29 protein-coding genes are annotated in these 24,506 nt (G+C 58.7%); 23 read left to right on the top strand and 6 right to left on the bottom strand.

The window, feature by feature from the left end; translation table 11 throughout:
• Positions 1–60: 60 nt before the first annotated feature.
• Positions 61–675, bottom strand: a complete 615-nt coding sequence (locus ATO10_RS07360) for a LysE family translocator (protein WP_035249985.1) — start codon at positions 673–675, stop codon at positions 61–63.
• Between the two features lie 97 nt (positions 676–772).
• Positions 773–1,348 (bottom strand): LabA-like NYN domain-containing protein, encoded by a 576-nt coding sequence (locus tag ATO10_RS07355; protein ID WP_035249984.1) that lies wholly within the window; start codon positions 1,346–1,348, stop codon positions 773–775.
• Positions 1,349–1,778: 430 nt separating this feature from the next.
• On the opposite strand from ATO10_RS07355, the gene rpoZ reads away from it, so the two are divergent.
• The 12 genes from rpoZ (at position 1,779) to ATO10_RS07295 (ending at position 10,734) form a co-directional block, all read left to right on the top strand.
• A complete protein-coding gene (gene rpoZ, locus ATO10_RS07350) occupies positions 1,779–2,141 on the top strand; it encodes a DNA-directed RNA polymerase subunit omega (protein WP_035249982.1) in 363 nt (120 codons plus the stop codon).
• A gap of 31 nt (positions 2,142–2,172) precedes the next feature.
• Positions 2,173–4,302 carry a RelA/SpoT family protein gene (locus ATO10_RS07345; RefSeq protein WP_035249980.1) on the top strand — a complete coding sequence of 710 codons (2,130 nt, stop codon included), beginning with the start codon at positions 2,173–2,175 and terminating at the stop codon, positions 4,300–4,302.
• A 21-nt stretch (positions 4,303–4,323) separates the two neighbouring features.
• A complete protein-coding gene (locus ATO10_RS07340) occupies positions 4,324–4,974 on the top strand; it encodes a DUF2062 domain-containing protein (protein WP_035249978.1) in 651 nt (216 codons plus the stop codon).
• Positions 4,975–4,995: 21 nt separating this feature from the next.
• The gene (locus tag ATO10_RS07335) at positions 4,996–5,760 is read left to right on the top strand and encodes a pyridoxine 5'-phosphate synthase (protein WP_035249976.1); all 765 of its coding nucleotides are present in this window, start codon (positions 4,996–4,998) and stop codon (positions 5,758–5,760) included.
• The gene (locus ATO10_RS07330) at positions 5,757–6,050 is read left to right on the top strand and encodes an RNA 2'-phosphotransferase family protein (RefSeq protein WP_051598011.1); all 294 of its coding nucleotides are present in this window, start codon (positions 5,757–5,759) and stop codon (positions 6,048–6,050) included. The genes ATO10_RS07335 and ATO10_RS07330 overlap by 4 nt, the downstream gene beginning before the upstream one ends.
• Positions 6,051–6,058: 8 nt before the next feature.
• On the top strand, positions 6,059–6,460 hold the full coding sequence (acpS, locus tag ATO10_RS07325; RefSeq protein WP_035249973.1) for a holo-ACP synthase: 402 nt from the start codon (positions 6,059–6,061) through the stop codon (positions 6,458–6,460).
• 61 nt (positions 6,461–6,521) lie between these two features.
• Complete coding sequence (gene lepB / locus ATO10_RS07320; RefSeq protein WP_035249971.1) at positions 6,522–7,307, top strand: signal peptidase I; 786 nt, start codon at positions 6,522–6,524, stop codon at positions 7,305–7,307.
• On the top strand, positions 7,304–7,987 hold the full coding sequence (gene rnc / locus ATO10_RS07315; RefSeq protein WP_035249969.1) for a ribonuclease III: 684 nt from the start codon (positions 7,304–7,306) through the stop codon (positions 7,985–7,987). Before lepB ends, rnc begins: the two co-directional genes overlap by 4 nt.
• A gap of 69 nt (positions 7,988–8,056) precedes the next feature.
• On the top strand, positions 8,057–8,968 hold the full coding sequence (gene era, locus ATO10_RS07310) for a GTPase Era (RefSeq protein ID WP_035249968.1): 912 nt from the start codon (positions 8,057–8,059) through the stop codon (positions 8,966–8,968).
• On the top strand, positions 8,969–9,298 hold the full coding sequence (locus ATO10_RS07305; RefSeq protein WP_035249966.1) for a DUF1491 family protein: 330 nt from the start codon (positions 8,969–8,971) through the stop codon (positions 9,296–9,298).
• Between the two features lie 48 nt (positions 9,299–9,346).
• Positions 9,347–10,072, top strand: a complete 726-nt coding sequence (gene recO / locus ATO10_RS07300; protein WP_035249964.1) for a DNA repair protein RecO — start codon at positions 9,347–9,349, stop codon at positions 10,070–10,072.
• The gene (locus tag ATO10_RS07295; protein ID WP_035249963.1) at positions 10,069–10,734 is read left to right on the top strand and encodes a DNA-3-methyladenine glycosylase I; all 666 of its coding nucleotides are present in this window, start codon (positions 10,069–10,071) and stop codon (positions 10,732–10,734) included. The genes recO and ATO10_RS07295 overlap by 4 nt, the downstream gene beginning before the upstream one ends.
• Here ATO10_RS07295 and ATO10_RS07290 read toward each other — a convergent pair.
• Complete coding sequence (locus ATO10_RS07290; RefSeq protein ID WP_035249961.1) at positions 10,731–11,120, bottom strand: META domain-containing protein; 390 nt, start codon at positions 11,118–11,120, stop codon at positions 10,731–10,733. The two genes, ATO10_RS07295 and ATO10_RS07290, sit on opposite strands and share 4 nt — an antisense overlap.
• A 120-nt stretch (positions 11,121–11,240) precedes the next feature.
• On the opposite strand from ATO10_RS07290, the gene ATO10_RS07285 reads away from it, so the two are divergent.
• Both ATO10_RS07285 and ATO10_RS07280 read left to right on the top strand, forming a co-directional pair.
• Positions 11,241–12,059 (top strand): transglutaminase domain-containing protein, encoded by an 819-nt coding sequence (locus ATO10_RS07285; RefSeq protein WP_035249959.1) that lies wholly within the window; start codon positions 11,241–11,243, stop codon positions 12,057–12,059.
• A gap of 35 nt (positions 12,060–12,094) precedes the next feature.
• Positions 12,095–12,565, top strand: coding sequence for a hypothetical protein (locus ATO10_RS07280; protein WP_162174086.1), 471 nt, complete (start codon positions 12,095–12,097; stop codon positions 12,563–12,565).
• Positions 12,566–12,623: 58 nt separating this feature from the next.
• On the opposite strand, the gene ATO10_RS07275 is transcribed toward ATO10_RS07280, so the two are convergent.
• Entirely contained in the window at positions 12,624–14,306 is a 1,683-nt protein-coding gene (locus tag ATO10_RS07275; protein ID WP_035249955.1) for an acyl-CoA dehydrogenase family protein, read from the bottom strand.
• Positions 14,307–14,475: 169 nt separating this feature from the next.
• Between ATO10_RS07275 and ATO10_RS07270 the strand changes: the two genes are divergently transcribed.
• Positions 14,476–15,246, top strand: a complete 771-nt coding sequence (locus ATO10_RS07270) for a sulfite exporter TauE/SafE family protein (RefSeq protein ID WP_051598010.1) — start codon at positions 14,476–14,478, stop codon at positions 15,244–15,246.
• A gap of 59 nt (positions 15,247–15,305) precedes the next feature.
• On the opposite strand, the gene ATO10_RS07265 is transcribed toward ATO10_RS07270, so the two are convergent.
• Positions 15,306–16,904 carry a phosphoenolpyruvate carboxykinase gene (locus tag ATO10_RS07265; protein ID WP_035249951.1) on the bottom strand — a complete coding sequence of 533 codons (1,599 nt, stop codon included), beginning with the start codon at positions 16,902–16,904 and terminating at the stop codon, positions 15,306–15,308.
• Positions 16,905–17,234: 330 nt separating this feature from the next.
• Here ATO10_RS07265 and ATO10_RS07260 point away from each other — a divergent pair, with 330 nt between their 5' ends.
• From ATO10_RS07260 to ATO10_RS07230, 7 genes are read left to right on the top strand one after another with little or no spacing between them, the layout of a single operon-like run.
• Positions 17,235–17,936, top strand: a complete 702-nt coding sequence (locus tag ATO10_RS07260; protein WP_035250393.1) for a response regulator transcription factor — start codon at positions 17,235–17,237, stop codon at positions 17,934–17,936.
• 14 nt (positions 17,937–17,950) lie between these two features.
• On the top strand, positions 17,951–19,654 hold the full coding sequence (locus ATO10_RS07255) for a sensor N-terminal transmembrane domain-containing protein (RefSeq protein ID WP_035249950.1): 1,704 nt from the start codon (positions 17,951–17,953) through the stop codon (positions 19,652–19,654).
• A gap of 33 nt (positions 19,655–19,687) precedes the next feature.
• Positions 19,688–20,095 (top strand): HPr kinase/phosphorylase, encoded by a 408-nt coding sequence (locus tag ATO10_RS07250; protein WP_035249947.1) that lies wholly within the window; start codon positions 19,688–19,690, stop codon positions 20,093–20,095.
• A complete protein-coding gene (rapZ, locus tag ATO10_RS07245; protein WP_420313634.1) occupies positions 20,086–21,006 on the top strand; it encodes an RNase adapter RapZ in 921 nt (306 codons plus the stop codon). The genes ATO10_RS07250 and rapZ overlap by 10 nt, the downstream gene beginning before the upstream one ends.
• On the top strand, positions 21,003–21,395 hold the full coding sequence (locus ATO10_RS07240) for a PTS sugar transporter subunit IIA (RefSeq protein WP_035249944.1): 393 nt from the start codon (positions 21,003–21,005) through the stop codon (positions 21,393–21,395). Before rapZ ends, ATO10_RS07240 begins: the two co-directional genes overlap by 4 nt.
• Positions 21,396–21,404: 9 nt before the next feature.
• Entirely contained in the window at positions 21,405–21,674 is a 270-nt protein-coding gene (locus tag ATO10_RS07235) for an HPr family phosphocarrier protein (protein WP_035249942.1), read from the top strand.
• A gap of 57 nt (positions 21,675–21,731) precedes the next feature.
• The gene (locus tag ATO10_RS07230) at positions 21,732–22,583 is read left to right on the top strand and encodes a lysophospholipid acyltransferase family protein (RefSeq protein ID WP_051598042.1); all 852 of its coding nucleotides are present in this window, start codon (positions 21,732–21,734) and stop codon (positions 22,581–22,583) included.
• On the opposite strand, the gene ATO10_RS07225 is transcribed toward ATO10_RS07230, so the two are convergent.
• Positions 22,584–23,459 (bottom strand): 3-hydroxybutyryl-CoA dehydrogenase, encoded by an 876-nt coding sequence (locus tag ATO10_RS07225; protein WP_035249940.1) that lies wholly within the window; start codon positions 23,457–23,459, stop codon positions 22,584–22,586.
• A gap of 164 nt (positions 23,460–23,623) precedes the next feature.
• Here ATO10_RS07225 and ATO10_RS07220 point away from each other — a divergent pair, with 164 nt between their 5' ends.
• Positions 23,624–24,451 (top strand): DUF6473 family protein, encoded by an 828-nt coding sequence (locus tag ATO10_RS07220; protein WP_035249938.1) that lies wholly within the window; start codon positions 23,624–23,626, stop codon positions 24,449–24,451.
• Positions 24,452–24,506: the final 55 nt, after the last annotated feature.

Here is a 24,506-nt window from a genome sequence, read left to right as displayed (position 1 = left end):
TGCGCCAGAAGCTGTGGGCGCTGGTCGTAGCGGGGAAGGCGCGATTGGGCAAGGCTGGCTTTAGGCGCGCTCCATCGCAAGGCGGGCGGCCAGGGCGGCAAAGAGTGCGGCAAAGCTGCGATTGAGCCATGCCATCGCGCGTTCAGATTCCAAAATCCAGCGACGGGCCGCGGCGGCAAACACGCCATAGATCATAAAGATCACAAAGGTCATCATCATGAAGACCCCGCCCAGCAGGATCATTTCGGCCTGCGCAGAAGTGGGGTTGCCCGACAAAAAGGGCGGAAGCAACGCCATGAAGAACAGCGACAGCTTGGGGTTGAGGATGTTGATCAACGCGCCGCGCCGGGCGATGCGCCAGCCCTGATCCGTCGTGGGCGTGTTGTCGAGGCTGAGCGCCCCGCCCGACCGCAGGGATTGCCACGCCAGATAGAGCAGATAGGCGACGCCCGCAAATTTGACGATCTGAAACAAGAGGGCACTGGAATGCAGGATTGCGGCGAGGCCGAGAATGGCGGCGGCAAGGTGCGGTACAATGCCAAAGGTGCAGCCCAGAGCAGCAAAACTGGCGGCGCGGCGTCCGCGTCCCAGGGCGATGGCCAAGGTATAGATCACCCCTGTTCCGGGGATCAGAACAACGAAAAAGGCGGTGATCAGGAACTGTGCTGAAATCATTGGAGCGCCTCCGGGTGTGTGAACCCAAGGTGGCATGAACCCCTGCCGCGTTCACCTGTTAAAATGAAAAACCGGGGCGCGGGCCCCGGTTTTGAGTTTATTGTTCGTTGGTCTCGAACTGCATCGGTTCGTCTTCACGTGGTTCACGCGGGGGACGGCCGATGACGTCTTTGAGTTCGTAAAGCTCGATGAAATTATCGGCCTGACGGCGCAATTCATCGGCGATCATTGGCGGCTGGCTGCGAATGGTGGAAACAACCGATACGCGCACGCCGTTGCGTTGCAGGCTTTCGACCAGCGGACGGAAATCGCCGTCGCCAGAGAACAGTACGATATGATCAACATGCGGCGCCAGTTCCATGGCATCGACGGTCAGTTCGATATCCATGTTGCCTTTGACTTTCCGGCGGCCTTGGGAATCGGTGTATTCCTTGGCCGGTTTCGTCACCATGGTGAAGCCGTTGTAATGCAGCCAGTCCACCAGCGGACGGATGGGGGAATAGTCATCGTTTTCCAGAAGCGCGGTATAGTAAAAGGCGCGCAGAAGCTTGCCGCGGCGCATGAATTCCTGACGCAAAAGCTTGTAGTCGATGTCAAAGCCAAGGGCCTTGGCAGCGGCGTAAAGATTGGAGCCGTCAATGAACAGCGCCAGCCGTTCGTCTCGGTAGAACATCTAATATCCTTTCAGCAATGCGCTCCGCTGTCGCCGTGAGTGGTGAGTGGTAGCGGACTTGAATTTATTTGCGGAACGTGCCCTTTGGGATAGCGCGAACAATGGGATTGTCGCAAGGGTCGCGATTTCACACCGCGTCACGAAACTGATACATTTAGACAAGTTACACGGCTTTCTTACGCAACGTCATTCAACCCAAGCGGTGGCACGCCCGATCCGCGCCTATGAGACCGGGCAACAATTTCGAATCAGTTAAGCAAACCGGAATTTGACCGACCAAAGCGTTTTAGGGCGGGGAAACGGGGTTTCGCTGCTAAAAAGGCGCTTTGGCGCGATGTCGGGCGGGGATCTGAGTATTCTGCTCTTGTCAACGCCATGGCGACTCAATAGATAGGCGTTTCAACTTCCCATTTCTGGATTGGAGTTTTCCATGGCCCGCGTGACGGTCGAAGATTGCGTTGATAAAGTTCCCAACCGGTTCGAGCTGGTAATGCTGGCCGCACATCGTGCGCGCGAGATTTCTGCTGGTGGTGCCCTGACGGTGGACCGCGACAACGATAAGAACCCCGTTGTGTCGCTGCGCGAGATCGCTGAAGAGACCCAATCGGCTGACGAGTTGCGCGAGCGTATGATCGAAAGCAACCAGACCCAGATCGAAGTCGACGAGCCCGAAGAAGATTCGATGGCGCTGTTGATGGGCGGTGGTGCAGAGGCGGCTGACAAGCCGGCCGAGGACGACATGTCCGAAGAAAAACTGCTGCGCGCGCTGATGGAAGCTCAGGGCCAGAAGTAATTTCGGCCCCCGCCACCCGGACAAGGACCAAATGCAACAGCAGATCGACGTCGAAGACCTGATCGAGCTGGTCCTTGTTTACAATCCGCATACCAACGAAGACCTGATCCGCCGGGCGTATGCCTATGGCGAGAGGATGCACGAAGGGCAGTTCCGCAAGTCGGGCGAGCCCTATTTCACGCATCCCGTGGCCGTTGCGGCGATCCTGACAGAGATGCGGCTGGACGATGCCACCATCGTCACCGCGCTGTTGCACGACACCATCGAAGACACAAAATCGACCTACGGCGAAGTGGCCGAGATGTTTGGCGAAGATATTGCTGAACTGGTCAATGGCGTCACCAAGCTGACCAACCTGCAATTGTCATCCTCCGAGACCAAGCAGGCTGAAAACTTCCGTAAGCTGTTCATGGCCATGTCCAAGGACTTGCGGGTGCTGTTGGTCAAGCTGGCTGACCGTTTGCACAACATGCGCACGATCAAATCCATGCGCCCCGAAAAGCAGGCACAAAAGGCGCATGAGACCATGGATATCTATGCGCCCCTCGCAGGCCGCATGGGGATGCAGTGGATGCGTGAAGAGCTGGAGGATTTGTCCTTTAGCGTGCTGAACCCCGAGGGGCGCAGCTCGATCATGCGGCGCTTTCTGACTCTGCAGAAAGAAACCGGGGATGTTGTTCAGAAGATCACCAGTGACATTGAACAGGCCCTGTCTGAAGCCGGGATAGAGGCCGATGTTTTTGGTCGCGCCAAACGTCCTTATGCGATCTGGCGCAAGATGAAGGAAAAGAACCAGGGGTTTTCGCGCCTGTCTGACATCTATGGCTTTCGGGTGATCACGCGCAGGGATGCGGATTGCTATCAGGTGCTGGGTGCGATCCACCACCGCTGGCGCGCGGTGCCCGGGCGGTTCAAGGATTACATCAGCCAGCCCAAGTCGAACGGCTATCGCTCGATCCACACCACCGTGTCGGGGCGCGACGGCAAGCGGGTCGAGATTCAGATCCGTACCTGGCAGATGCACGAGGTGGCGGAATCGGGTGTGGCGGCGCATTGGTCGTATCGCGATGGTGTGCGCGCGGCGAACCCGTTTGCAGTGGACCCGGCCAAGTGGCTGGCGGCGCTTAACGAACGGTTTGCCAACGCGGATGACCACGAAGAGTTCTTTGAGAACGTCAAACTAGAGATGTACTCGGATCAGGTGTTTTGCTTCTCGCCCAAGGGTGATGTGGTGAAACTGCCCAAAGGGGCAACGCCGCTGGACTATGCCTATGCGATCCACACAAGGATCGGTGACAGCTGCGTCAGCGCCAAGGTGGACAACATCCGGGTGCCGCTGTGGACCCGGCTTAAGAACGGGCAGTCCGTGGTGATTATCACCGCCGAAGGGCAACGCCCGCAGGCCACGTGGTTGGACATTGTGGTTACGGGGCGTGCCAAGGCAGCGATCCGGCGTTCGCTGCGCGAGGATGACCGCGAACGTTACATTAAACTGGGGCGCGAACTGGCCCGGGTTTCTTTTGAAAACGTCGGGAAGAAAGCCACCGAAAAAGCGCTGCGCACGGCGGCCAAGGGGCTGGCACTGGATGACGCCGAAGAGGTTCTGGCGCGCCTTGGCAGTGCCGAGTTGCGCAGTCAGGATGTGCTGGAGGCCGTCTATCCTGACATGGTGCACGACACGTCGGATGAAATTGATGCGGATCGTGCGGTTGTCGGCCTGACCCCTGATCAGCAAGTCTCGCGCGCGCCGTGCTGTCAGCCGGTCCCCGGAGAACGCATCATCGGCATCACCCACCGTGGCCAGGGTGTGATTGTGCACGCAATTGATTGCCCCGCGCTGGAAGAATTTGAAGATCAGCCCGAACGTTGGGTTGATCTGCATTGGCACTCGGGCACGCACCCTGCGGTGAACACGGTAACCCTGAATGTGACCATCCGAAACGACGCGGGTGTTTTGGGCCGGATATGCACCTTGATCGGAGAGCAGAAGGCCAATATTGCAGACATGCATTTCGCAGACCGCAAGCCTGATTTCTATCGGTTGTTGATAGATGTCGAACTGCGCGATGCGGAACATCTCCATACTGTCATGACGGCGCTTGAAGCCGAAAATGATGTTGCCGAAATAGACCGTTTCAGGGATGCCACGCGCAAGCCCTGACCCGCCAGAAGGAACCCCGGCTTGGTTTTCAAGCGCCGCGATAAACGCTCCTGGATTCAGATCGTACTGGAGTTCATCTATCCTCGCGGCGGTTGGCAGCGGGCGTTTTACTATATGCGCCATCGGGTGCGGCGTTTGCCCGACAGCCCTGAACGGATCGCGCGCGGGATTTTTGCCGGCGTATTCACAGCATTTACCCCGTTTTACGGCCTGCATTTCGTCATCGCGGCGCTGATCGCGCGGGTCATGAACGGCAATATGCTGGCCTCTTTGGCGGGCACGTTTTTTGGCAATCCGCTGACTTATATCCCCATTGGTGTGGTGTCGTTGAAAGTGGGTCACTTTCTGCGGGGGACCGAGTTTGAAGACGAGGTGGACGACTCTTTGGTCGACAAGTTCTTTGGCGCTGGTCAGGACCTGCTGGTAAACTTCGGCGCGTTGTTCACGGATCGCGATGCGGATTGGGCGCGCCTGTCGCAGTTTTTTGACGAGGTCTTTTTGCCCTATCTGGTGGGCGGCATCGTGCCGGGTATCATTGCCGGGGTGGTGTGTTACTACCTCAGTGTGCCAGTGATCGCTGCCTATCAGAAGCGGCGCGCGGGCAAGATTAAGAAGAAGCTCGAGGAGCTGCGCGAGAAGGCCGCTCGCAAGAAAGCCGATGAACAGGGCTGAGCGGCAAGGAAGGATGCTTGAATGGCTGACATGCTGACCGAACCGTTGGGCCGCTTGCGGCTGGGTGTGAATATTGACCACGTGGCCACCGTGCGCAATGCGCGCGGCAGTGCTTACCCTGATCCGATCCGCGCCGCTCAACTGGCCGAGGCCGCGGGGGCGGATGGGATCACCGCGCATCTGCGCGAAGATCGCCGCCACATCTCGGATGAAGATATCGAGCGCCTGATGGAGACGCTGACGCTGCCGCTGAACTTTGAGATGGCGGCGACTGATGAGATGCAGAAAATCGCGTTGCGCCACAAGCCGCATGCGGTGTGCATCGTGCCCGAAAAGCGCGAAGAGCGCACCACCGAGGGTGGGTTGGAAGTGGCCAAAGACGAAAACCGGCTGGCGCATTTTATTGCCCCCCTGCGCGAGGCCGGGAGCCGGGTGTCGATCTTTATTGCTGCGGATCCCGCCCAGATCGAAGCTGCCGCCCGTATCGGGGCCGAGGTGATCGAGCTGCACACCGGCGCCTATTGTGATTTTCACGCCGAAGGTGCGTTCGCAGAGCGCGACACCGAGCTGGAGCGCCTGCGCGAGATGGCCCGTTATGGTCATGAGCTGGGGCTTGAGGTGCATGCCGGGCATGGGCTGACCTATGACACCGTGCAGCCTGTTGCGGCTTTCCCCGAGGTGATGGAATTGAACATCGGCCATTACCTGATCGGTGAGGCGATCTTCATGGGGCTGGACCCGGCGATCCGCGAGATGCGCCGACTGATGGACGAGGCGCGCGCGTGACGATCGCCGCCGATATCGCGCCTCCGGCGACGCTGTACTTTGGCTGTGGGGCCGAAGAGGCGTCGGATGTGCTGATATCGGGCCTACAACCGGACACGCAGCTGTCGGCAGATCCCGACGCAGCGCGCCAGCGCGCCACCGCTGCAGGTAAACAGGTGGTGTTCACCGTCTATGCCGAGGCTGCGTATAGTGCGGGGTGCCTTTTCCGGCAGGATGAAAGCGGTGCGTGGGTGGCCGCCGAGGTCGCGCCTGACTTTCTGTATTTGCCACCTGTGCGTGGCGCGGAGTAGGGGGCGACATGATCCTTGGCATCGGCACGGACCTTGCGAACATTGACCGGATCGCGCGCACGCTGGACCGCTTTGGCGACCGCTTTCGCAACCGGGTTTACACCGACTTGGAGCAACACAAGGCGGAAAACCGCGCCGATGTGGCCGGTACCTATGCCAAGCGCTGGGCCGCCAAAGAGGCCTGTTCCAAGGCGCTGGGCACCGGGCTGCGCATGGGAATCGCCTGGAAGGATATGTCGGTCAGCAATCTGGAGACAGGCCAGCCAGTGATGCATGTAACCGGCTGGGCGGCGGAACGTCTGGCGCAAATGACTCCGGCGGGCCATGAGGCGCTGATCCATGTCACGCTGACCGACGATCACCCTTGGGCGCAGGCTTTCGTGGTGATCGAGGCGCGCCCGGTGGCTTGACAGCCCCCCCAAGCCCGCTCATGTAGCTGAGACAGTTTTTAATCGAAAAGGCATCGGGCAGATGGCAAAAGAGAAATCAGGCGACGGCATTGGCGAAACCATCAAGACGGTCGTCTATGCGCTGCTGATCGCGGGCGTATTCCGCACCCTGTTCTTTCAGCCTTTCTGGATCCCGTCTGGCTCGATGAAAGACACGTTGCTGGTGGGCGACTTCTTGTTCGTCAACAAAATGGCCTATGGCTATTCAAAATATTCCTGCCCGTTCAGCCTGTGCCCGATTGAAGATCGCATTCTGGCGCGCGACCCTAAGCGCGGCGATGTTGTGGTGTTCCGCCACCCGTCCAACAATTCGGATTTCATCAAACGTCTGGTTGGCCTGCCCGGGGATACGATTCAGGTCAAAGAAGGCGTGTTGCATATCAACGGCGAGGCCGTGAAGCTGGAAGAGCAAGCCCCGTTTGAGGAAATCAAAGAACGTCAGGGCCCCATCGGCAACATGCCCCAATGTTCCAACCGTCCGGTGGGCGAGGGCGGCACCTGTATCAAGCAACGCTTCACCGAAACTTTCCCGGATGGCAAAAGCCATTCGATCCTGAACATCGGCACCCGCCTTTACGCCGATGACACCGAGGTATTCAACGTCCCCGAAGGCCACTATTTCTTCATGGGCGACAACCGCGACAACAGTCAGGACAGTCGCTTCTCGCTTTTGTCGGGCGGTGTTGGCTATCTGCCCGAAGAGTACCTGATCGGACGCGCGGACCGGATCATGTTCTCGTCGGCGGGTCGGTCTTTGTTCTTCTTCTGGACATGGCGTCCGGATCGGTTCTTTAAGGCGGTCGAGTGAAGCTCTCGGCCGACCTGAAAGCCTTTGCGGCACGTTTGGGGCACGATTTTAAGCGCCCCGAACTGCTGGTGCGCGCGGTGACTCATAGCTCGATCAGCTCTGCCACGCGCCCCGACAACCAGCGGTTGGAATTCCTGGGCGACCGGGTGTTGGGGCTGGTAATGGCCGAGGCATTGTTGTCGGCGGATAAAGGTGCGTCCGAGGGGCAGTTGGCACCACGGTTCAATGCATTGGTGCGCAAAGAAGCCTGCGCCGAGGTTGCCGCCCAGATTGATCTGGGGGCTGTGCTGAAGCTTGGCCGATCCGAGATGCTGTCGGGTGGGCGGCGCAAGCAAGCGCTGTTGGGCGACGCAATGGAGGCCGTCTTGGCCGCTGTCTATCAGGATGCCGGGTTTGAGGCCGCGCGCGGCGTGGTCCTGCGGCATTGGGGCGACCGGATCGCGAATGTCAAAGCCGACGCCCGCGATCCGAAAACGGCGCTGCAGGAATGGGCGCAGGCGCGTGGGCAGCAACCGCCGAAATACGTCGAAGTAGCGCGCAGCGGCCCCGATCACGCCCCTGTCTTTACCATCGCCGCCCGTTTGCAGGATGGAAACGAGGAACAGGCCACGGCAGGGTCGAAACGCCATGCGGAACAGGCAGCGGCCAAGGCCTTGTTGGCGCGCCTTGAAAGCAAGTAATTTTGCCGGGGCTGGCCCTGACAGCCGCAATCGGCTACACCGCGCCCTTGTAATGAAAAAAGGCTGCTCATGACCACACGTGCCGGATTTGTCGCCCTGATCGGCGAGCCCAATGCGGGCAAGTCCACCCTGACCAACCGCATGGTTGGCGCCAAGGTGTCGATTGTGACCCACAAGGTGCAAACCACCCGCGCCCGCATTCGCGGCGTGGCGCTGGAGGGCGACAGCCAGTTGGTGTTTGTCGACACGCCGGGCCTGTTTCGACCGCGGCGCCGGTTGGACCGCGCGATGGTGGCGGCGGCCTGGGGCGGGGCGGCGGATGCCGATATCGTGGTCTTGATGGTCGAAGCGCATCGTGGCCTGACCGAAGGCACACAAGCCATCATCGACGCGCTACACGAGCGCACGACGCCGAACCAGATTGTCGCGCTGGCGATCAACAAGATCGACCGGGTGAAATCCGAAGCGTTGCTGGCCCTGACTGCCAAGCTCAATGAGGCTTATCCGTTCAAAGAAACCTTCATGATCTCGGCTGAAAAGGGCCATGGGGTGGATCACCTGCGCACATGGTTGGCACAAGAGCTGCCCGAGGGTCCGTGGCTTTACCCCGAGGATCAGATCGCAGATCTGCCGATGCGGATGATCGCGGCTGAGATGACCCGCGAGAAGCTGACCCTGCGCCTGCATCAGGAACTGCCCTATCAGTTGACGGTCGAGACCGAGAATTGGGAAGAGCGCAAGGATGGCTCGGCCAAGGTGGATCAGATCATCTATGTCGCGCGCGATGGCCATAAGGGCATCGTGCTGGGCAACAAGGGTGAAACCATCAAGGCGGTGTCGCAGGCCGCACGCCAAGAGCTGACCGAGTTTCTGGGCCGCAAGGTGCATCTGTTCTTGCAGGTCAAAGTGCGTCCCGGCTGGCTGGAAGAGGCTGAGCGCTACGGCGAGATGGGTTTGGACTTCAAAGACGGCAACGCGTAAATGGCGCGTTTGGCCACGCAGTTCTGGGTGCAGGCCTATCTGCAACGGCTGCAGCTGGAAGGGATCATGGGCTATGTCGTGGCCCATGGCGATGACACGGCGGGGGCTGTGTTGATCAAACTCAGCACACTGGACGGGCAGGCGGTGCTGTTTCAACGCTCAATCGATCTGATGACCGGAGATCGGCAGTGGGTCGAATTGGCCTCGGGCGCCGAAGCTGATGTTGATGCATCTGCCACCAAACAGCGTTCGTTTGACCCCGACATTTGGGTGATTGAGGTCGAGGACCGTCAAGGGCGGCACCTGTTGGATCAGCCCGGCCTTTCTTGACATCTGCGCCCCGCGCGGGCGACGGTTCGCCCAACAGAAAGGGGCGCTATGGAGTGGCGTGATCAGGGTGCAGTTTTGGCGGTGCGGCGGCATGGGGAAAATGCCGCGATTGTTGAACTGTTCACTGCGGAACATGGCCGCCACGCCGGAGTCGTGCGCGGAGGCGCGGGCCGCAAGCTGGCCCCGATCCTGCAACCCGGGGCGCAGCTGGATGTGACATGGCGGGCACGGCTGGAGGATCATCTGGGCGCGTTCACCGTTGAACCCGTGGCGTCACGCGCCGCGCAGGTGATGGATGACCGCACCGCTTTGGCCGGGCTAAATGCCATCACCGCTTTGCTGCGCTTTGCCTTGCCCGAACGTGAAAATCACCCGTTGCTTTACAGTCATACGATGACCCTGCTGGACATGTTGGGCGTGGCCGACCTGTGGCCGCTGGCCTATCTGCGCTGGGAGATGTCGCTGTTGGAGGAACTGGGTTTCGGGCTGGACCTGACCCGCTGTGCGGTGACGGGCGATGTAGAGGACCTTGCCTATGTTTCGCCCCGCACGGGCCGCGCCGTCAGCGCCGAAGGGGCGGGGGAATGGGCCGATAAGCTGTTTCCTTTGCCAGCAGAGATGCTGGGCGCGGGGGATGGCTCACGGGAAAATGTCTTGGCAGGGCTGCGCATCACCGGGCATTTTCTGACCACCGGATTGGCCCATGCGTTGGGCGACAGGCCTTTGCCCGAGCCACGGGCGCGTTTGATTGATCGATTGGAGAAAGACCGATGAAAAGCTTTGCCGAAATTCGCGAAATGGCCGTGGCCCGCAAAGGCGAAGAGGGGCTGGAGGCCGCTTTGCCGTCCGCGCCCGAGGTCACATTGGCGCAGCAGACGGATGATCGCATTCTGTCGGTGATGTCGCGCGGGATTTTCTCGACCGGGCTAAGCTGGCAGATGATCGAAAACAAATGGCCGGCCTTTGAAGAAGCGTTTTATGGGTTCGACATTGGCCGCAACGCCTTCATGACCGATGAAGATCTGGACGGTCATCTGAGCAACACGGCCATCGTGCGGCACGGGGCCAAGATCGTCTCGGTCCGCGACAATGCGATCATGCTGTCTGATCTGGCGCGTGAACATGGCTCGGCCGCGTCTTTCCTGGGCAACTGGCCGCTGGACGACCAAGTTGGGCTGTTCGCCTATATCAAGAAACACGGCAGCCGGTTGGGTGGGATGACGGGCCCCTATGCCTTGCGGCGGTTAGGCTATGACGATTTCATCCTGTCAAAGTCTGTCGTTGCGGCGTTGAATATGGCCGGGGTAATTGACGGGGCCGCGACCTCGAAAAAGGCGCAGGCCGCGGTGCAGGCGGCGTTCAACGACTGGGTGGCCGAAAGCGGTGAAAGCTATGCCCGGGTCAGCCTGACTTTGGCGATGGCGGTGCCGGACTAACGGGCGCGAAACAGCATTTCATTCCCGCTGTCGTTGGTCAGGATCAACAGGTTTCCGCTGACCTCAGCCAGCGTCATTTCCGACAGGGCTTCAAAGTACAGGGACTCCGCCGCCAAATCGGGGCAGGCGCGTTTCGTTGACATCATGGGGCCGGGCGCGAACCACGGGTAGGGCGCGGTTTGGCTGCCCGAGTAGATATTGCAGGGCGCTTCGCCGCTGATCCTGCCCTCTTCTGGGAACTGGATCGTTGCGCGTGCTTTGAACGCTGTGCCGTTGATCTGTTCCAGCACATAGGTAGCCGCAGGATCGGCATATCCCGAGATCGTCTCGTCGGCTTGGCAGGCTGACAAAGCAAGCAGGCTGATGATGGTGGCCAAGTGTTTCATGTGCTGACTGTGTCGCGGGGGTGTGTTGCGCTCAAGGGGAAAAGCAAAGCTTCAATCTCCTGTAACGGGCCTGTCACGGGGGCCGGGTAGGCTGGGTGAACCCGATGCAAAGGTGCGCCAATGTTGACCCTGTCTGTAACCGTGACCAAACCCGCTTTGGGGCGTCTTTTCGTGCCCATGGGGGTCACCACCCCACATCATTGCCCGGTGGGCTTTGATGTCGAGGGCGCGCCGTTTCGCATGGTGTGCGAGCCTTGCAGCGGACAATGGGTGGCTGTGATAGATCAGGTGCAGGGACCGGTGGCGTTTCGCACCCGTTTCGCGCCGGGTGTCGGTCGCTATCCGGGCGCCATGTTCACGCCGCGCCGCAATCGGTTTACCCGCGCGGCGGATGACCTGGCCGCCACGGCTCTGGATATTGCGGATAGCGCCGGAGGCGGTGCCGACGGGATTGACGCCATTGTGCAGGACGTGGCGCGGCAGTTCACCTATGGCCACGCCGACGTACCCTTCTACGAGGGCTATGACCAGATTCCAAATCTGTGCGGCATGGAGCAGGGTTCTTGTGTGGATATAAACACCTACCTCGTGGCGAGCTTGCGGGCCGTTGGCTATGAGGCGGGCTATGTCACCGGGTATTTCTTCCCCGAAGAAAAGCAGGGGCGGTGCAGCGACATGCATTGCTGGGTGGTGACACGCCATGGCGGGCAATGTCGGGAATGGGACATCGCGCACCATCTGAAGATGGGGACGCAGCAGATTGCGCCGGGGCTGAACCCGAAAGCGGGCGTGCGGGTGCCGATGGCGCATTCCATGGGGATTGATTTGCCAGAGTTGGGGATCAGGGGGCTGAAACTGATTGCACAACCCATGTGGTTGGATGCCCACGGCGATATTGAATTGGCCGAGGTTGATATCCGATTGGTCGGAGCCTTTTAGACGGGGGCTGGTCAGCTGGCTGTTAAGACGGGATAGTGAGCTCTGAGAAGATGGAACAGCAGTCGATGCCTGAACGAGAGAATTTACAGTTTACCCCCGACCCTGCGCATCTGTATTGGCAGCCAAAGGATGACTTCAGCCCCTACTCCTTGGAAGCGTGTTGTTACACTGCGGGCGACATGCTGTTTCTAAATGAGGGTATTGGCACGCAGTACAATTTCTACCTGATGGAGTTCTTTTCAGAGACGAAGAAGCTTCTGGTTTCAAACCGAGCGAATGATCAATTCCGTGGGCGGGTTGGTATGCAGCTCAGTGGGCATATTATGCAGCTTGAGCGCGCCAAGCACATAGTATGGCTTGAAGACACTTACAGCGGGGTTTTCATGAAAACAACGTGGTGTGAATTCCTTGAAGATTTTTCCAAGTTCCAGAGCCGACTGAGAGCGAAGATGGAGCGGTGCTTTCCACGAATGTCGAGTTCGCCTGAATTCAAAATTCTGTTCTAAAAACATACAAACGCCCCGGCGATGGGCCGGGGCGTTTGTATTTGTCTTGTAGGGTAACTTAGGCCAGCAGACGCCGTGCAATAACCTGCGCCTGAATTTCGGCGGCACCTTCAAAGATGTTCAGGATGCGCGCGTCGCACAGGATGCGGCTGATCTGATATTCCAGCGCGAAGCCGTTGCCGCCATGGATTTGCAACGCGTTGTCGGCGTTGGCCCATGCGATACGGGCGCCCAGCAGCTTGGCCATGCCGGCCTCAAGGTCGCAGCGTTTGTCGTGATCTTTTTCCCAAGCCGAGAAATAGGTCAGCTGACGGGCGATCATGATTTCAACGGCCATCATAGCGAGCTTGCCGCCGACACGCGGGAAGTTGATCAGGGACTTGCCGAACTGCTTGCGCTCTTCGGCGTATTGCATGCCGACTTCCAGAGCGTTCTGCGCCACACCAACGGCGCGGGCGGCGGTCTGGATACGGGCGGCTTCGAACGTTTTCATCAGCTGCTTGAAGCCCTGACCTTCGACGCCCCCAAGCAGGTTCTCGCCTTTGACTTTGAAGCCGTCAAACGCCAGTTCGTATTCCTTCATGCCGCGATAGCCCAGCACCTCGATCTCGCCGCCGGTCATGCCGTCGGTCGGGAACGGGTTTTCATCGGTGCCCGGGGTCTTTTCGGCGATGAACATCGACAAGCCGCGGTGATCGGTGGAGTCGGGGTCGGTCCGCGCCAGCAGCGTCATGATGTGCGTACGGGCGGCGTGGGTGATCCAGGTTTTGTTGCCGGTGACGGTATAATCGTCGCCGTCTTTTACTGCGCGGGTGCGCAGCGAACCAAGGTCTGAACCGGTGTTGGGTTCGGTGAACACGGCGGTCGGCAGAATCTCGGCGCTGGCCAGTTTCGGCAGCCAGTATTCTTTCTGTTCGTCGGTGCCGCCACCTTCGATCAGCTCTGCCGCGATTTCCGAACGGGTGCCCAGCGAGCCGACGCCGATATAGCCGCGCGACAGTTCCTCGGACACGATGACCATCGAAGCCTTGGACAGGCCGAACCCGCCGTATTCTTCAGGGATGGTCAGGCCGAAGACACCCATTTCAGCCAGTTCCTCGATGATTTCCATCGGGATCAGTTCATCATTCAGGTGCCATTCATGGGCGTTGGGCACAACGCGTTCGTCTGCGTAGCGGCGGAACTGATCGCGGATCATTTCCAGCTCTTCGTCCAGACCGGTGTTGCCGAAGGTGGCGTGACCCGCGTTGTCGCGCATCAGCTCGACCAGACGCATCCGCGCGGTGACAGTGTTGCCTTGGGTGGCCAGGGTCATGACGGCAGCGTCCGACATCAATGCGCCGATATCAGCGGGCTCCAGACCCATGTCCAGCGGGCGGGCGATTTCGTTCTGGCTCATCGGGATGCCGCCCTGAATCTGCCAGAGATATTCGCCAAAGCCGATCTGCAGGATCAGCTGTTCCATCTCGCCGAATTTGCCTTCGTCCGAAACGCGTTTGGCCCATGCCTGCATCTGGCGCAGCGATTCCACATAGGTGGCAAGCCATGCCAGCGCATGGGCGGCATGTTGGTGTTCTTCGATAGCGGCGCCCGAGACGCGGCCATCGACAACAGTATTTTCGCGTACCTTCGCGGTGGCTTTTTCCAGCAGGGTTTCTACGGGCGCAATGGCTGCGCCGGTCAGATCCAGAAGATTGGGCAGCAGAGCGGCCTTCGGCATTTCCTGTCCATCATGAGGCATGAGTCGGCTCCTTTCAGATAGGTTCACGTCGGCATATTCTTTTTGCAGTTGCAGCGCAACAAAAATTCAAAGTCCATTGTCCAAATGAATGATAATGTCGCGCAGTTTATTGACAGTGCGAGGACTCGCAAGCTGCGATATAGCTTGGGTATTCATAAAGGAAATGCCTATGTGGCTCGAATTTTTTGGCGTTCCGGCGCTTTATTTCCTGCTTGCCCTTGCCGTGGCGTTGGCAGCGGGCTTTGTAAAAGGCGTTGTCGGGTTTGCCATGCCACTGGTCATGATTTCAGGCTTTTCGGCCTTCTTACCAGCGCCTGTCGCCCTTGCCGCACTGATCCTGGCAACGTTCACCAGCAACATCGCGCAGGCCTTTCGGGATGGAGCGGGGGCGGCCTGGGCGTCGCTGCTGCAGTATCGGCGTCTGATGGGGACGACGATTCTGTTTATTGTGCTTAGCGCGCCCTTGGTGACCGTCTTGCCGGCGCAATTGTTCTACTTGCTGCTGGGGGTGCCAATTGCCGCGTTTGCATTCAGTCAGATTCTGAACAAGCAACTGGTCATCGGCGCGACCCATCGTTACCGCGCAGAGTACCTGATCGGCGGTATTGCGGGCTTTTTCGGCGGCATCGCGGGGGTCTGGGGGCCGCCAGTGATCGCCTATTTGCTATCCTACAACACCGAAAAATCCGAAATGGTGCGGGTGCTGGGCGTTCTGTTTCTGACCGGCTCGATTGTTTTGTTTCTGTCCCACTTGGGATCAGGAGTATTGAACAGCCAGACTTTGCCGCTTTCTGCTGCGATGGTCCCGCCGGCGATGGTGGGGATGTGGTTGGGGTTCAAAGTGCAGGATCGGCTGAATGCCGAAGTGTTTCGCAAGGTGACACAGGTGATTTTGTTTCTTGCGGCGTTGAACCTGATCCGTAAGGGCATCTTGGGATAAACGCAAAACGCCCCGGCGATGGGCCGGGGCGTTCTGAATGTCGTGCCGTGATGCGCGCCTTAGCCGATGGCGGCGGCTTTCACGTCGTCGTCAATGAAGGGTACGTACTGGGCGAAGTTGTCCGAGAACATCTGCACCAGTTTCGCAGCCTGCGCGTCATAGGCGTCTTTGTCTTCCCATGTCGCGCGCGGGTCCAGCAGCTCGGCGTCAACGCCGGGTACAGTGACCGGAACCTGGAAGCCAAAGTTCTGATCCTTGCGGAAGGTTGCATCATTCAGCGAGCCTTCCAGAGCAGCGTGCAGCAGGGCACGGGTTGCCTTGATCGGCATCCGCGAGCCGGTGCCATAGGCGCCGCCGGTCCAGCCGGTGTTCACCAGCCAGCAGGTTGCGCCGTGGTTGGCGATCTTTTCGCGCAGCAGGTTACCATAGGCTTCGGGACGACGCGGCATGAAGGGGGCGCCAAAGCAGGTCGAGAAGGTCGGCTCGGGCTCGGTCACGCCCTTTTCAGTGCCTGCCACCTTAGAAGTGAAGCCCGACAGGAAGTGATACATTGCCTGTGCCGGGGTCAGCCGTGCGATCGGAGGCAGAACACCGAAGGCATCACAGGTCAGCATGATGATGTTCTTGGGGTGACCGCCCAGAGCGGTTTCCGACGCGTTCGAGATGTAATCCAGCGGATAGGCGCAGCGCATGTTCGCGGTCAGGCTATCGTCGTGGAAATCCAGCTCTTTGGTGTCTTCATCGAACACCATGTTTTCGATCACGGTGGCGAACTTGGTGGTGGTCGCAAAAATCTCGGGCTCGGCATCTGCCGACAGGTCGATGGTTTTGGCGTAGCAGCCACCTTCGAAGTTGAAGGTGCCCTTTTCCGACCAGCCATGTTCGTCATCACCGATCAGCACGCGGTCGGGATCAGCCGAAAGGGTGGTTTTACCCGTACCCGACAGGCCAAAGAATACGGCGGTATCGACGGGGTTGTTGATTGCATGGTTGGCCGAGCAATGCATCGCCATCACGCCTTTGCCCGGCAGGATGTAGTTCAGCAGGGTGAAAACCGATTTCTTGTTTTCACCGGCATATTCGGTGCCGCCGATCAGGATCAGCTTTTTGTCGAAGTTCAGCGCGATCACGGTGCCCGAACGACAGCCGTGCTTTTCAGGATCGGCTTTGAAGCTGGGGCAGTTGATGATGGTGAATTCGGGCGTGAACGTATCCAGTTCCTCGCGCTCGGGGCGGCGTAGCAGGTGGCGGATGAACAGGCTGTGCCATGCCAGCTCGGTGACCATGCGCACGTCCAGACGGTGTTCGGGGTCAGCGCCACCGAACAGATCCTGCACGAAGTATTCGCCGCCTTTCATGTGCGTCAGCATGTCGGCATGCAGGCGGTCGAACGCGTCGGGGGTCATGGGTTTGTTGTTTTCCCACCAGATGCTGTCTTCAACAGAGGGGGTGCGGACAACGAACTTGTCCTTGGGCGAACGGCCCGTGTGTTCTCCGGTGGACACCAGAAAGGCGCCGCCATTGCCCAGCGTACCTTCGTCGCGCTTCAGCGCGGCTTCGACCAGCGCGGGGTCCATGAGGTTGTAATACACCTGGCCCAACCCCTTGATACCTTGATCTTCGAGGCGCTGATTTGGGTTCACCCGTCCAGTTGACATGTGCTCGCTCCTGAGTCCGGCCGCTCAGGGCGGCCCGATTTTATCCGATATCGGCAGCAACGCCGAAACCCGCCAGCATTTGGCGGATGCGGCCCCTAATAGCACGCTGATTTCCAGAGGGAACCGGGTGCGACAAAAGGTTAGCGCAAACTATCAACAGTTAGCGCAAACGGTCGCATCCGGTGATGTAAATTAGCAATGTGTCACCTTTTTTGGGCTGAACTGGACCCGCGTGGCGGGGTGATTCGCAGTTAGGGATTGATTCTCAAGGGGGAAAAAAGGAAAATGTGGCAAAAAACAGGCATAGAGCAGCAAAAAGGTATAACCCCCATGTCGAGGATTGCACTCGTCGACGATGACAGGAATATCCTGACATCGGTATCCATGACCCTTGAGGCAGAAGGGTTTGAAGTAGAAACTTACAATGATGGCCAATCCGCGCTGGATGCGTTTAACAAACGCCTGCCAGACATGGCCGTTCTGGACATCAAAATGCCGCGTATGGACGGGATGGACCTGCTCCAGCGGCTGCGCCAGAAAACCACAATGCCGGTGATTTTCCTGACCTCCAAAGACGATGAAATCGACGAGGTTCTGGGCCTGCGAATGGGCGCGGATGATTACGTTAAGAAGCCCTTCTCGCAGCGTTTGCTGGTTGAGCGCATCCGTGCGCTTCTGCGTCGCCAAGAGGCCATTGCCTCGGATGAAGGCGACGCACCGGAAGAAGCTAAGGTGATGGAACGCGGTGAGCTGAGCATGGATCCCCTGCGCCATTCGGTGTCGTGGAAAGGCAAGGACGTGTCGCTGACTGTGACCGAGTTCCTATTGCTTCAGGCGCTGGCACAACGGCCCGGTTTCGTCAAAAGCCGCGATCAGCTGATGGATGTGGCCTATGATGATCAGGTCTATGTGGATGACCGGACGATTGACAGCCATATCAAAAGGTTGCGCAAAAAGATGCGCCAGTCGGACCCAGAGTTTTCAGCAATCGAGACTCTCTATGGCATCGGCTATCGCTATAACGAAGAGTGAACCCGCAAAGGGGAATGACAGTGCGCGATACGCAAACTTCGGGCGGTGATCTGGTTCTGATTGGCGAAGATTGGGTCACACCATCCAAGGGGGACGCCGAAATGTCGGCGCGCCGCCGCAAACGCGGGTTCATGACGCTGAAGAGCTCTCCGCTGGCGCGCAAGATCATCACCTTTAACCTGTTGGGCCTGATCGTGCTGGTCGCAGGTGTGTTGTACCTTGACCCGGGACGTGATGGTTTGGTGCAGCAACACGAACGCGCTTTCGTCAATCAGGCTGAACTGATTGCCGATGTGTTCGAAGCACAGATCACGCCGATTGGCCCGGTGAACCTGACCACGGCAGATGGGCTGGACCCTGTTGCAACGTTGGAAGGGCTGGACCTAGCCAGCGGGGTCGAAGTCTTTCTTTTCGACAAATCCGGGCAGCTGCTGACGACCTCGGAAGGCCTGGAGCGGCGCGCCTCTTCGTTGCCGGCGGACGAAGATACATCGACGGTGATCACGGATTTCCTCAATACTATCTGGGATGGGTTTTCTTCGGTAACCACCCCGTCACGCCGAGGAGCTGACACTCCTGTTTCGGCATCAGATATGGCGCAGGGTGTTGCCAGCGCTGCGCTGGGCGGCAGCACGGTCGCGCAAAACGCGGCAGATGCCGACGGAAATATCATTTTCACCGTGGCCACGCCGATCCAGAATGGTGGCGCGGTTCTGGGTGTGGTTGCCTTGTCTTCGGCTGCGGGTGAGATTGACGTGCTGGTGCGCACCCAGCGCGAACAGGTTTTGCAAATGTTTGTTGTGGCGATCCTGGTGTCGATCGGCCTGTCGCTGCTGCTGGCCAATACGATTGCCAATCCATTGTCTGATCTGGCGGCCGCAGCTGAAATCGGTCGCGACAATAACTCGCGCAAGATCAGCCCCAGCCGGGTACGCATTCCTGATCTGACTGCCCGTCCCGATGAAATCGGCCGTTTGTCTGGCGCGCTGCGTGGCATGTTGGCAGCGTTGTATGACCGGATCGACGCGAATGAGCAATTTGCGGCGGATGTCGCGCATGAGATCAAAAACCCCCTTGCGTCGCTGCGTTCTGCGGTGGGCACGCTTCATGTGGCCAAACGCGATGATCAGCGCACCAAGCTGCTGGAAGTGATCGAACATGATGTGCGCCGACTGGATCGCTTGGTCAGCGATATCTCGAACGCCTCGCGTTTGGACAGTGAGCTGGTCAAAGAAGAAGAAGAGCTGTTCAACCTGATGAACATGCTTGGCAATCTGGCCGAGCATCTGGGGAAAGACGCGCGCGAACAGGGCGTAGATTTCTTTGCGGATTTGCCGGGTGAACCGATTGAAATCACCGGGCTGGAAGCCCGTCTGGCGCAGGTGTTTGTCAACCTGATCACCAATGCAGTTTCCTTCTGCGAAGAAGGCGACGCGGTTCGGATTTGGGCCCGTAAGCGTGAAAACCGCGTTCTTGTCGTGGTCGAAGACACGGGCCCCGGCATCCCCGAGCAGGCGCTGAACAAAATCTTTAACCGGTTTTATTCCGAGCGACCGGTCGGGCAATTTGGCGATCACTCGGGCCTTGGTCTGGCGATCTCGAAACAGATTGTCGAGGCGCATGGCGGTGTGATCTGGGCCGAAAACATTCGCCCGACGGACGCGGATGTCACCTCGGAGCCTCTGGGTGCCCGGTTCGTCGTGGGTCTGCCGGTGTAACTGGTGATTGCGCGCGCAGGATCCAACACTGAGATGATCCATGCCACATGCCTTGCCCTGAACGGGCAGGGCATTTTGCTGACAGGGCCTTCGGGCAGTGGCAAGTCGGCGCTTGGACTGCAGTTGATGGCCTTTGGCGCGCATCTGATCGCGGATGACCAAACGGTGCTGGACCTGCGGGGGGATCAGGTGTTTGCAAGTGCACCGCCGCAAATCCGGGGCATGATCGAGGCGCGCGGCGTCGGCATTCTGGCCGCCCAAGCCGCTCCTGCGACCCCAGTGCGACTTGTGATTGATATGGCGCAACAAGAAATCGACCGCTTGCCGCAAGATCGTCATACGATCCTGCTAGGTCAAAAGATCACCTTGCTTCACAAAGTGACCTATGACCATTTCCCCGCAGCGATTCTGCAATATATCAAGGGTGGAAGATGTGCATGACCAACCCTGATCCGACATATCGAGAACACGACCTTGTGCTTGTTACCGGCCCTTCGGGGGCGGGGCGCTCTACCGCGCTGAACGCGCTTGAAGACCTTGGCTATGAGGTGATCGACAACCTGCCGCTGTCGCTGATCCCGCGCCTTCTGGAGGGCTCCGCGCCCAAGGCACCGCTGGCCTTGGGGGTCGACACCCGCAACCGAGAGTTTTCGGCCTACGCCTTGGTTGATCTGATCACACAGCTGCGGGGCGATACCCGGGTCCAGCCCGAGGTGCTCTATCTGGATTGCAGCGCGGATGTGCTGCTGCGCCGGTTCTCGGAAACCCGTCGTCGCCACCCGATGGCGCCCGCTGAAAGCCCCGGCGAAGGTGTTGCCCGAGAGCTGGACCTGTTGGTGCCAGTCCGCGCACAAGCCGATACGCTGATTGATACGTCTGAACTGACGCTGCACGACCTGCGCGCCGAGATGGCGCGTTGGTTCGGCCGCGAAAGCGGCCCGCGTCTGGCGGTTTCAGTGCATTCGTTCAGCTATAAACGGGGCATGCCGCGCGGGGTCGATATGGTCTTTGACTGCCGATTCCTGCGCAACCCATATTGGGACCCTGACTTGCGCAGTTTGAACGGTTTGTCCGCTGCAGTGGCAGAATATGTGTCGCAGGATGAAAGATTCGATTCCTTCTTTGACAAGGTGCTGGACCTGACCGAATTGCTGCTACCCGCTTATATCGACGAAGGAAAATCGCACTTCTCGATAGCATTTGGTTGCACAGGAGGGCAGCATAGGTCTGTCACAATGGCTGAAAAACTAACCAATGCACTTGCAGAAAAAGGTTGGCGGGTGTCTAAAAGGCACAGAGAGCTTGAACGACGGGCGCAAAGCGCCAAGACACCTACGGGGAATTCCGCTTGATCGGCATCGTGATCGTCGCACATGGGGGGCTGGGCAGAGAATACCTGTCAGCCGTTGAGCATGTCGTGGGCAAACAACCCGGCATTGCCACCGTGGCCATCGCTGCAGAATTCGATCGCGCCGGGAAAATCGACGAAATTCGAGAAGCCGCAGATGCGGTGGACGACGGCGACGGGGTGGTTGTGGTGACCGACATGTTCGGGGGGTCGCCTTCGAACCTAAGCCTTGGGGCCTGCGACAAAGGCAGCCGCACCATCCTTTATGGTGCCAACCTTCCGATGTTGATCAAGCTGGCCAAAAGCCGTCATCTTGGCCTGATGGAAGCCGCAGCGCTTGCTGCATCGGCCGGACGCAAGTACATCAACAGTTTCGATGTACAGGCGGAATAACGGAAGATCATGGCGAATCGCACTCTGCAAATTGTGAACGAAAAGGGCCTGCATGCGCGGGCTTCAGCGAAATTTGTTGAGACCGTCGAGGAATTTGACGCAACGGCAGATGTCAGCCGGGATGGGCTAAGCGCCGCCGGGGACTCGATCATGGGGCTTTTGATGTTGGCAGCTTCCAAGGGAACCTCTATTGAGGTTGAGACCAGCGGAGCCGAGGCCGACGCCCTGATGGACGCGCTTGATGCGCTGGTCGCAGACAAATTTGGCGAGGGCTTCTAAGCCACCCGCGTGGAGTAGAGACCGGTGGTCGAAAGCTATGATCATAATGGGTCCGAAGTGGTGAACGACCAATCGGCCGCTCAGGGTGACCAGCCTTACGACAAGAAGCGTGTCTCTTACGCCAATACGTTCACCAACCCCTGGAAAGCCAATCTGATCCGCACCATGGAATGGATGACCGGCAAGTGGCGGTTGGTTCGTTTGGTACGCAAGTTCGAAGCGATGGGCGTGCCGGATGGGCAGCCCTTCTGGACGCAAGCGCTGCAGGTGATGGGGATCGATGTTACGACTCCGGCTGATCAAATCGCCAACCTGCCAAAGACCGGCCCCGTAATCATTGTCGCCAACCACCCCCATGGTCTGGTGGATGGCATGGTGCTGGCCAAGCTGATCGGCGATGTCCGCGAGGATTACAAAATCCTCACCCGTTCGATCCTGACAGGTGTAAGTGAAATTGACCCTTTCATGATCCCCGTGCCTTTCCCGCATGAAGAGGATGCGCAGAAGAAAAGCATCCAGATGCGCAAGGATGCGATGGCACACTTGGAGACCGGCGGCGTGCTGGTGCTGTTCCCGTCGGGTGTAGTTTCGACGTCAGAAAACTGGTTTGGCCCGGCCATCGAGGCAGAGTGGAACCCCTTCACTGCGAAGATGATCCAGAAATCCAAAGCGCAGGTCGTACCTATCTTTTTCCCTGGTAGCAATTCGCGTTGGTATCATATCGCGGACAAGATCTCGTCCACCCTGCGGCAGGGCCTGCTTATTTACGAAGTGGCGCATGCCCTGAACAAGCCGCAGTGCCCCGTCGTGGGGGCGCCGATTGAACGGGCCGAGATCGAAGAGTGGAAGGGCAATCCGCGTGGATTTGTCGCCTGGTTGCGCGAACGCACGCTGGCTTTGAAAGACTGATCAGCGCGTCGGCACTGGGGTTTCCCCACGATAGTCATAGAACCCGCGCTGGGTCTTGCGGCCCAGCCATCCTGCTTCGACATATTTTGTCAGAAGCGGGCAGGGGCGATACTTGGTATCGGCCAGCCCGTCATGCAGCACATTCATGATGGCAAGGCAGGTGTCCAGTCCGATAAAGTCTGCCAGTTCCAAAGGCCCCATCGGGTGATTGGCCCCAAGTTTCATCGACTCGTCGATAGATTTGACCGAGCCTACCCCTTCGTACAGCGTATACACGGCCTCGTTGATCATCGGCATCAGGATGCGGTTCACAATGAAAGCTGGAAAATCCTCGGCGCTGGCGGCGGTTTTGCCCAGCTTTTCAACCACACTCAGACAGGCCAGATAGGTTGCCTCATCCGTGGCGATGCCGCGAATAAGTTCGACCAGCTGCATCACCGGAACAGGGTTCATAAAGTGGAACCCCATGAACTTTTCAGGACGGTCTGTGCGTGACGCCAGTTTGGTGATTGAGATCGACGAGGTGTTCGATGTCAGGATCGTGTTGGGCTTCAGATGCGGCAGAAGGTCTTCAAAAATAGCGATTTTTACGGTCTCGCGTTCTGTCGCAGCCTCGATCACAAGATCCGTTGGCCCCAAATCTGTCAGGGTCGTCGTGGTTTGGATGCGGGCCATAGCGTCGGCCTTGGTGGCTGCTGAAATCTTCTCGCGCTGGACCTGACGGTCCAGGTTCCGGTCGATCAACGCGACGGCCTTTGTCAGGTTGTCCGCAGAAATATCGTTCAACAAAACCTCATAGCCGGCCACGGCCATCACATGTGCGATCCCATTGCCCATCTGGCCTGCGCCGATCACGCCTACGGTTTTGATTTCCATCTGATCCTCACCCGTTGTTGCGCTGACCATAGGCACCTGACCGGGCCGGGTGCAAGAGAGAAGGTTATCGCGAATTCTTATCAAATTCCGAATTTAGCCAATTGGAAACCCGCCCTGTTTCACTCTGGGTCTGCGCGAGTCGAAACAAAGGGTGGGTCTGAGGAATGTATGAACATCTAGGTCTGGGGGCATTGGATTATGCCCATTGCCGGTACGGACAATCTCGGCAGGTATTTCGTGGGCCCAAAAGGCGGTTGCGGGAAACCTATTGCGTGATGATGGGGGGCTCTGAAACTTATGGCCGATTTATTGAGCGCCCATTCGCCACTTTGGTGGAAGAGCAGATCAATCAGCAGATAGTGAATCTGGGGTCCGTAAATGCCGGGGTCGACGCCTATGCGCGCGATCCGGCGATCCTGAATATTTGCGCGGGGGCAAAGGCGTCTGTGCTGCAAATCACCGGGGCGCAGAATATGTCAAATCGGCTGTACATCGTACATCCGCGCCGCAACGACCGGTTTCTAAGGGCTTCGCCCCTGTTGAAAAACCTGTTTCGCGATGTCGATTTCACCGAGTTCAACTTTACCCGGCATATGCTGAACACCCTTCAGGAGGTGTCGCCGGAACGGTTCACTCTGGTGATCGAAGAACTGCGCGCGGCATGGCTGGCACGGATGCGGTTTGTGGCTGAATCCCTGCCCGGGGCGAAAATTTTGCTGCACGCCGGGCGGGAGCCGCTCCCCAAGGTTTTGCCGGAACAGGGGATGGGCAGCGATCCGTTGTTCATTGATCAGGGGTTGGTGGCCCAGTTGAAACCGTGCTTCACTGATCTGGTTCAGGTCGTCGCCAGCGAAGAAGCGCGCACCCAAGGGGCTGACAGCCTGTGTTATGGCCCGCTGGAGGAAGGCGCAGCCAAACATACGCTTGGCCCCAAATTCCATGCCGAAGTGGCCCGGGCGCTTGCGCCCAAATTACAGGCGTTGATGGCATGAAAAAGGCCCGCCAATCAGGCGGGCCTTTCAAAATTCTACAGCCAGATGCTTAGCC

This window comes from Actibacterium atlanticum (assembly GCF_000671395.1).
In the GTDB taxonomy this organism is placed as follows: Bacteria; Pseudomonadota; Alphaproteobacteria; order Rhodobacterales; family Rhodobacteraceae; genus Actibacterium_D; species Actibacterium_D atlanticum.
Note: the sequence above shows the minus strand (reverse complement) of the source record. Positions and strands in the feature narration are given on the sequence as shown.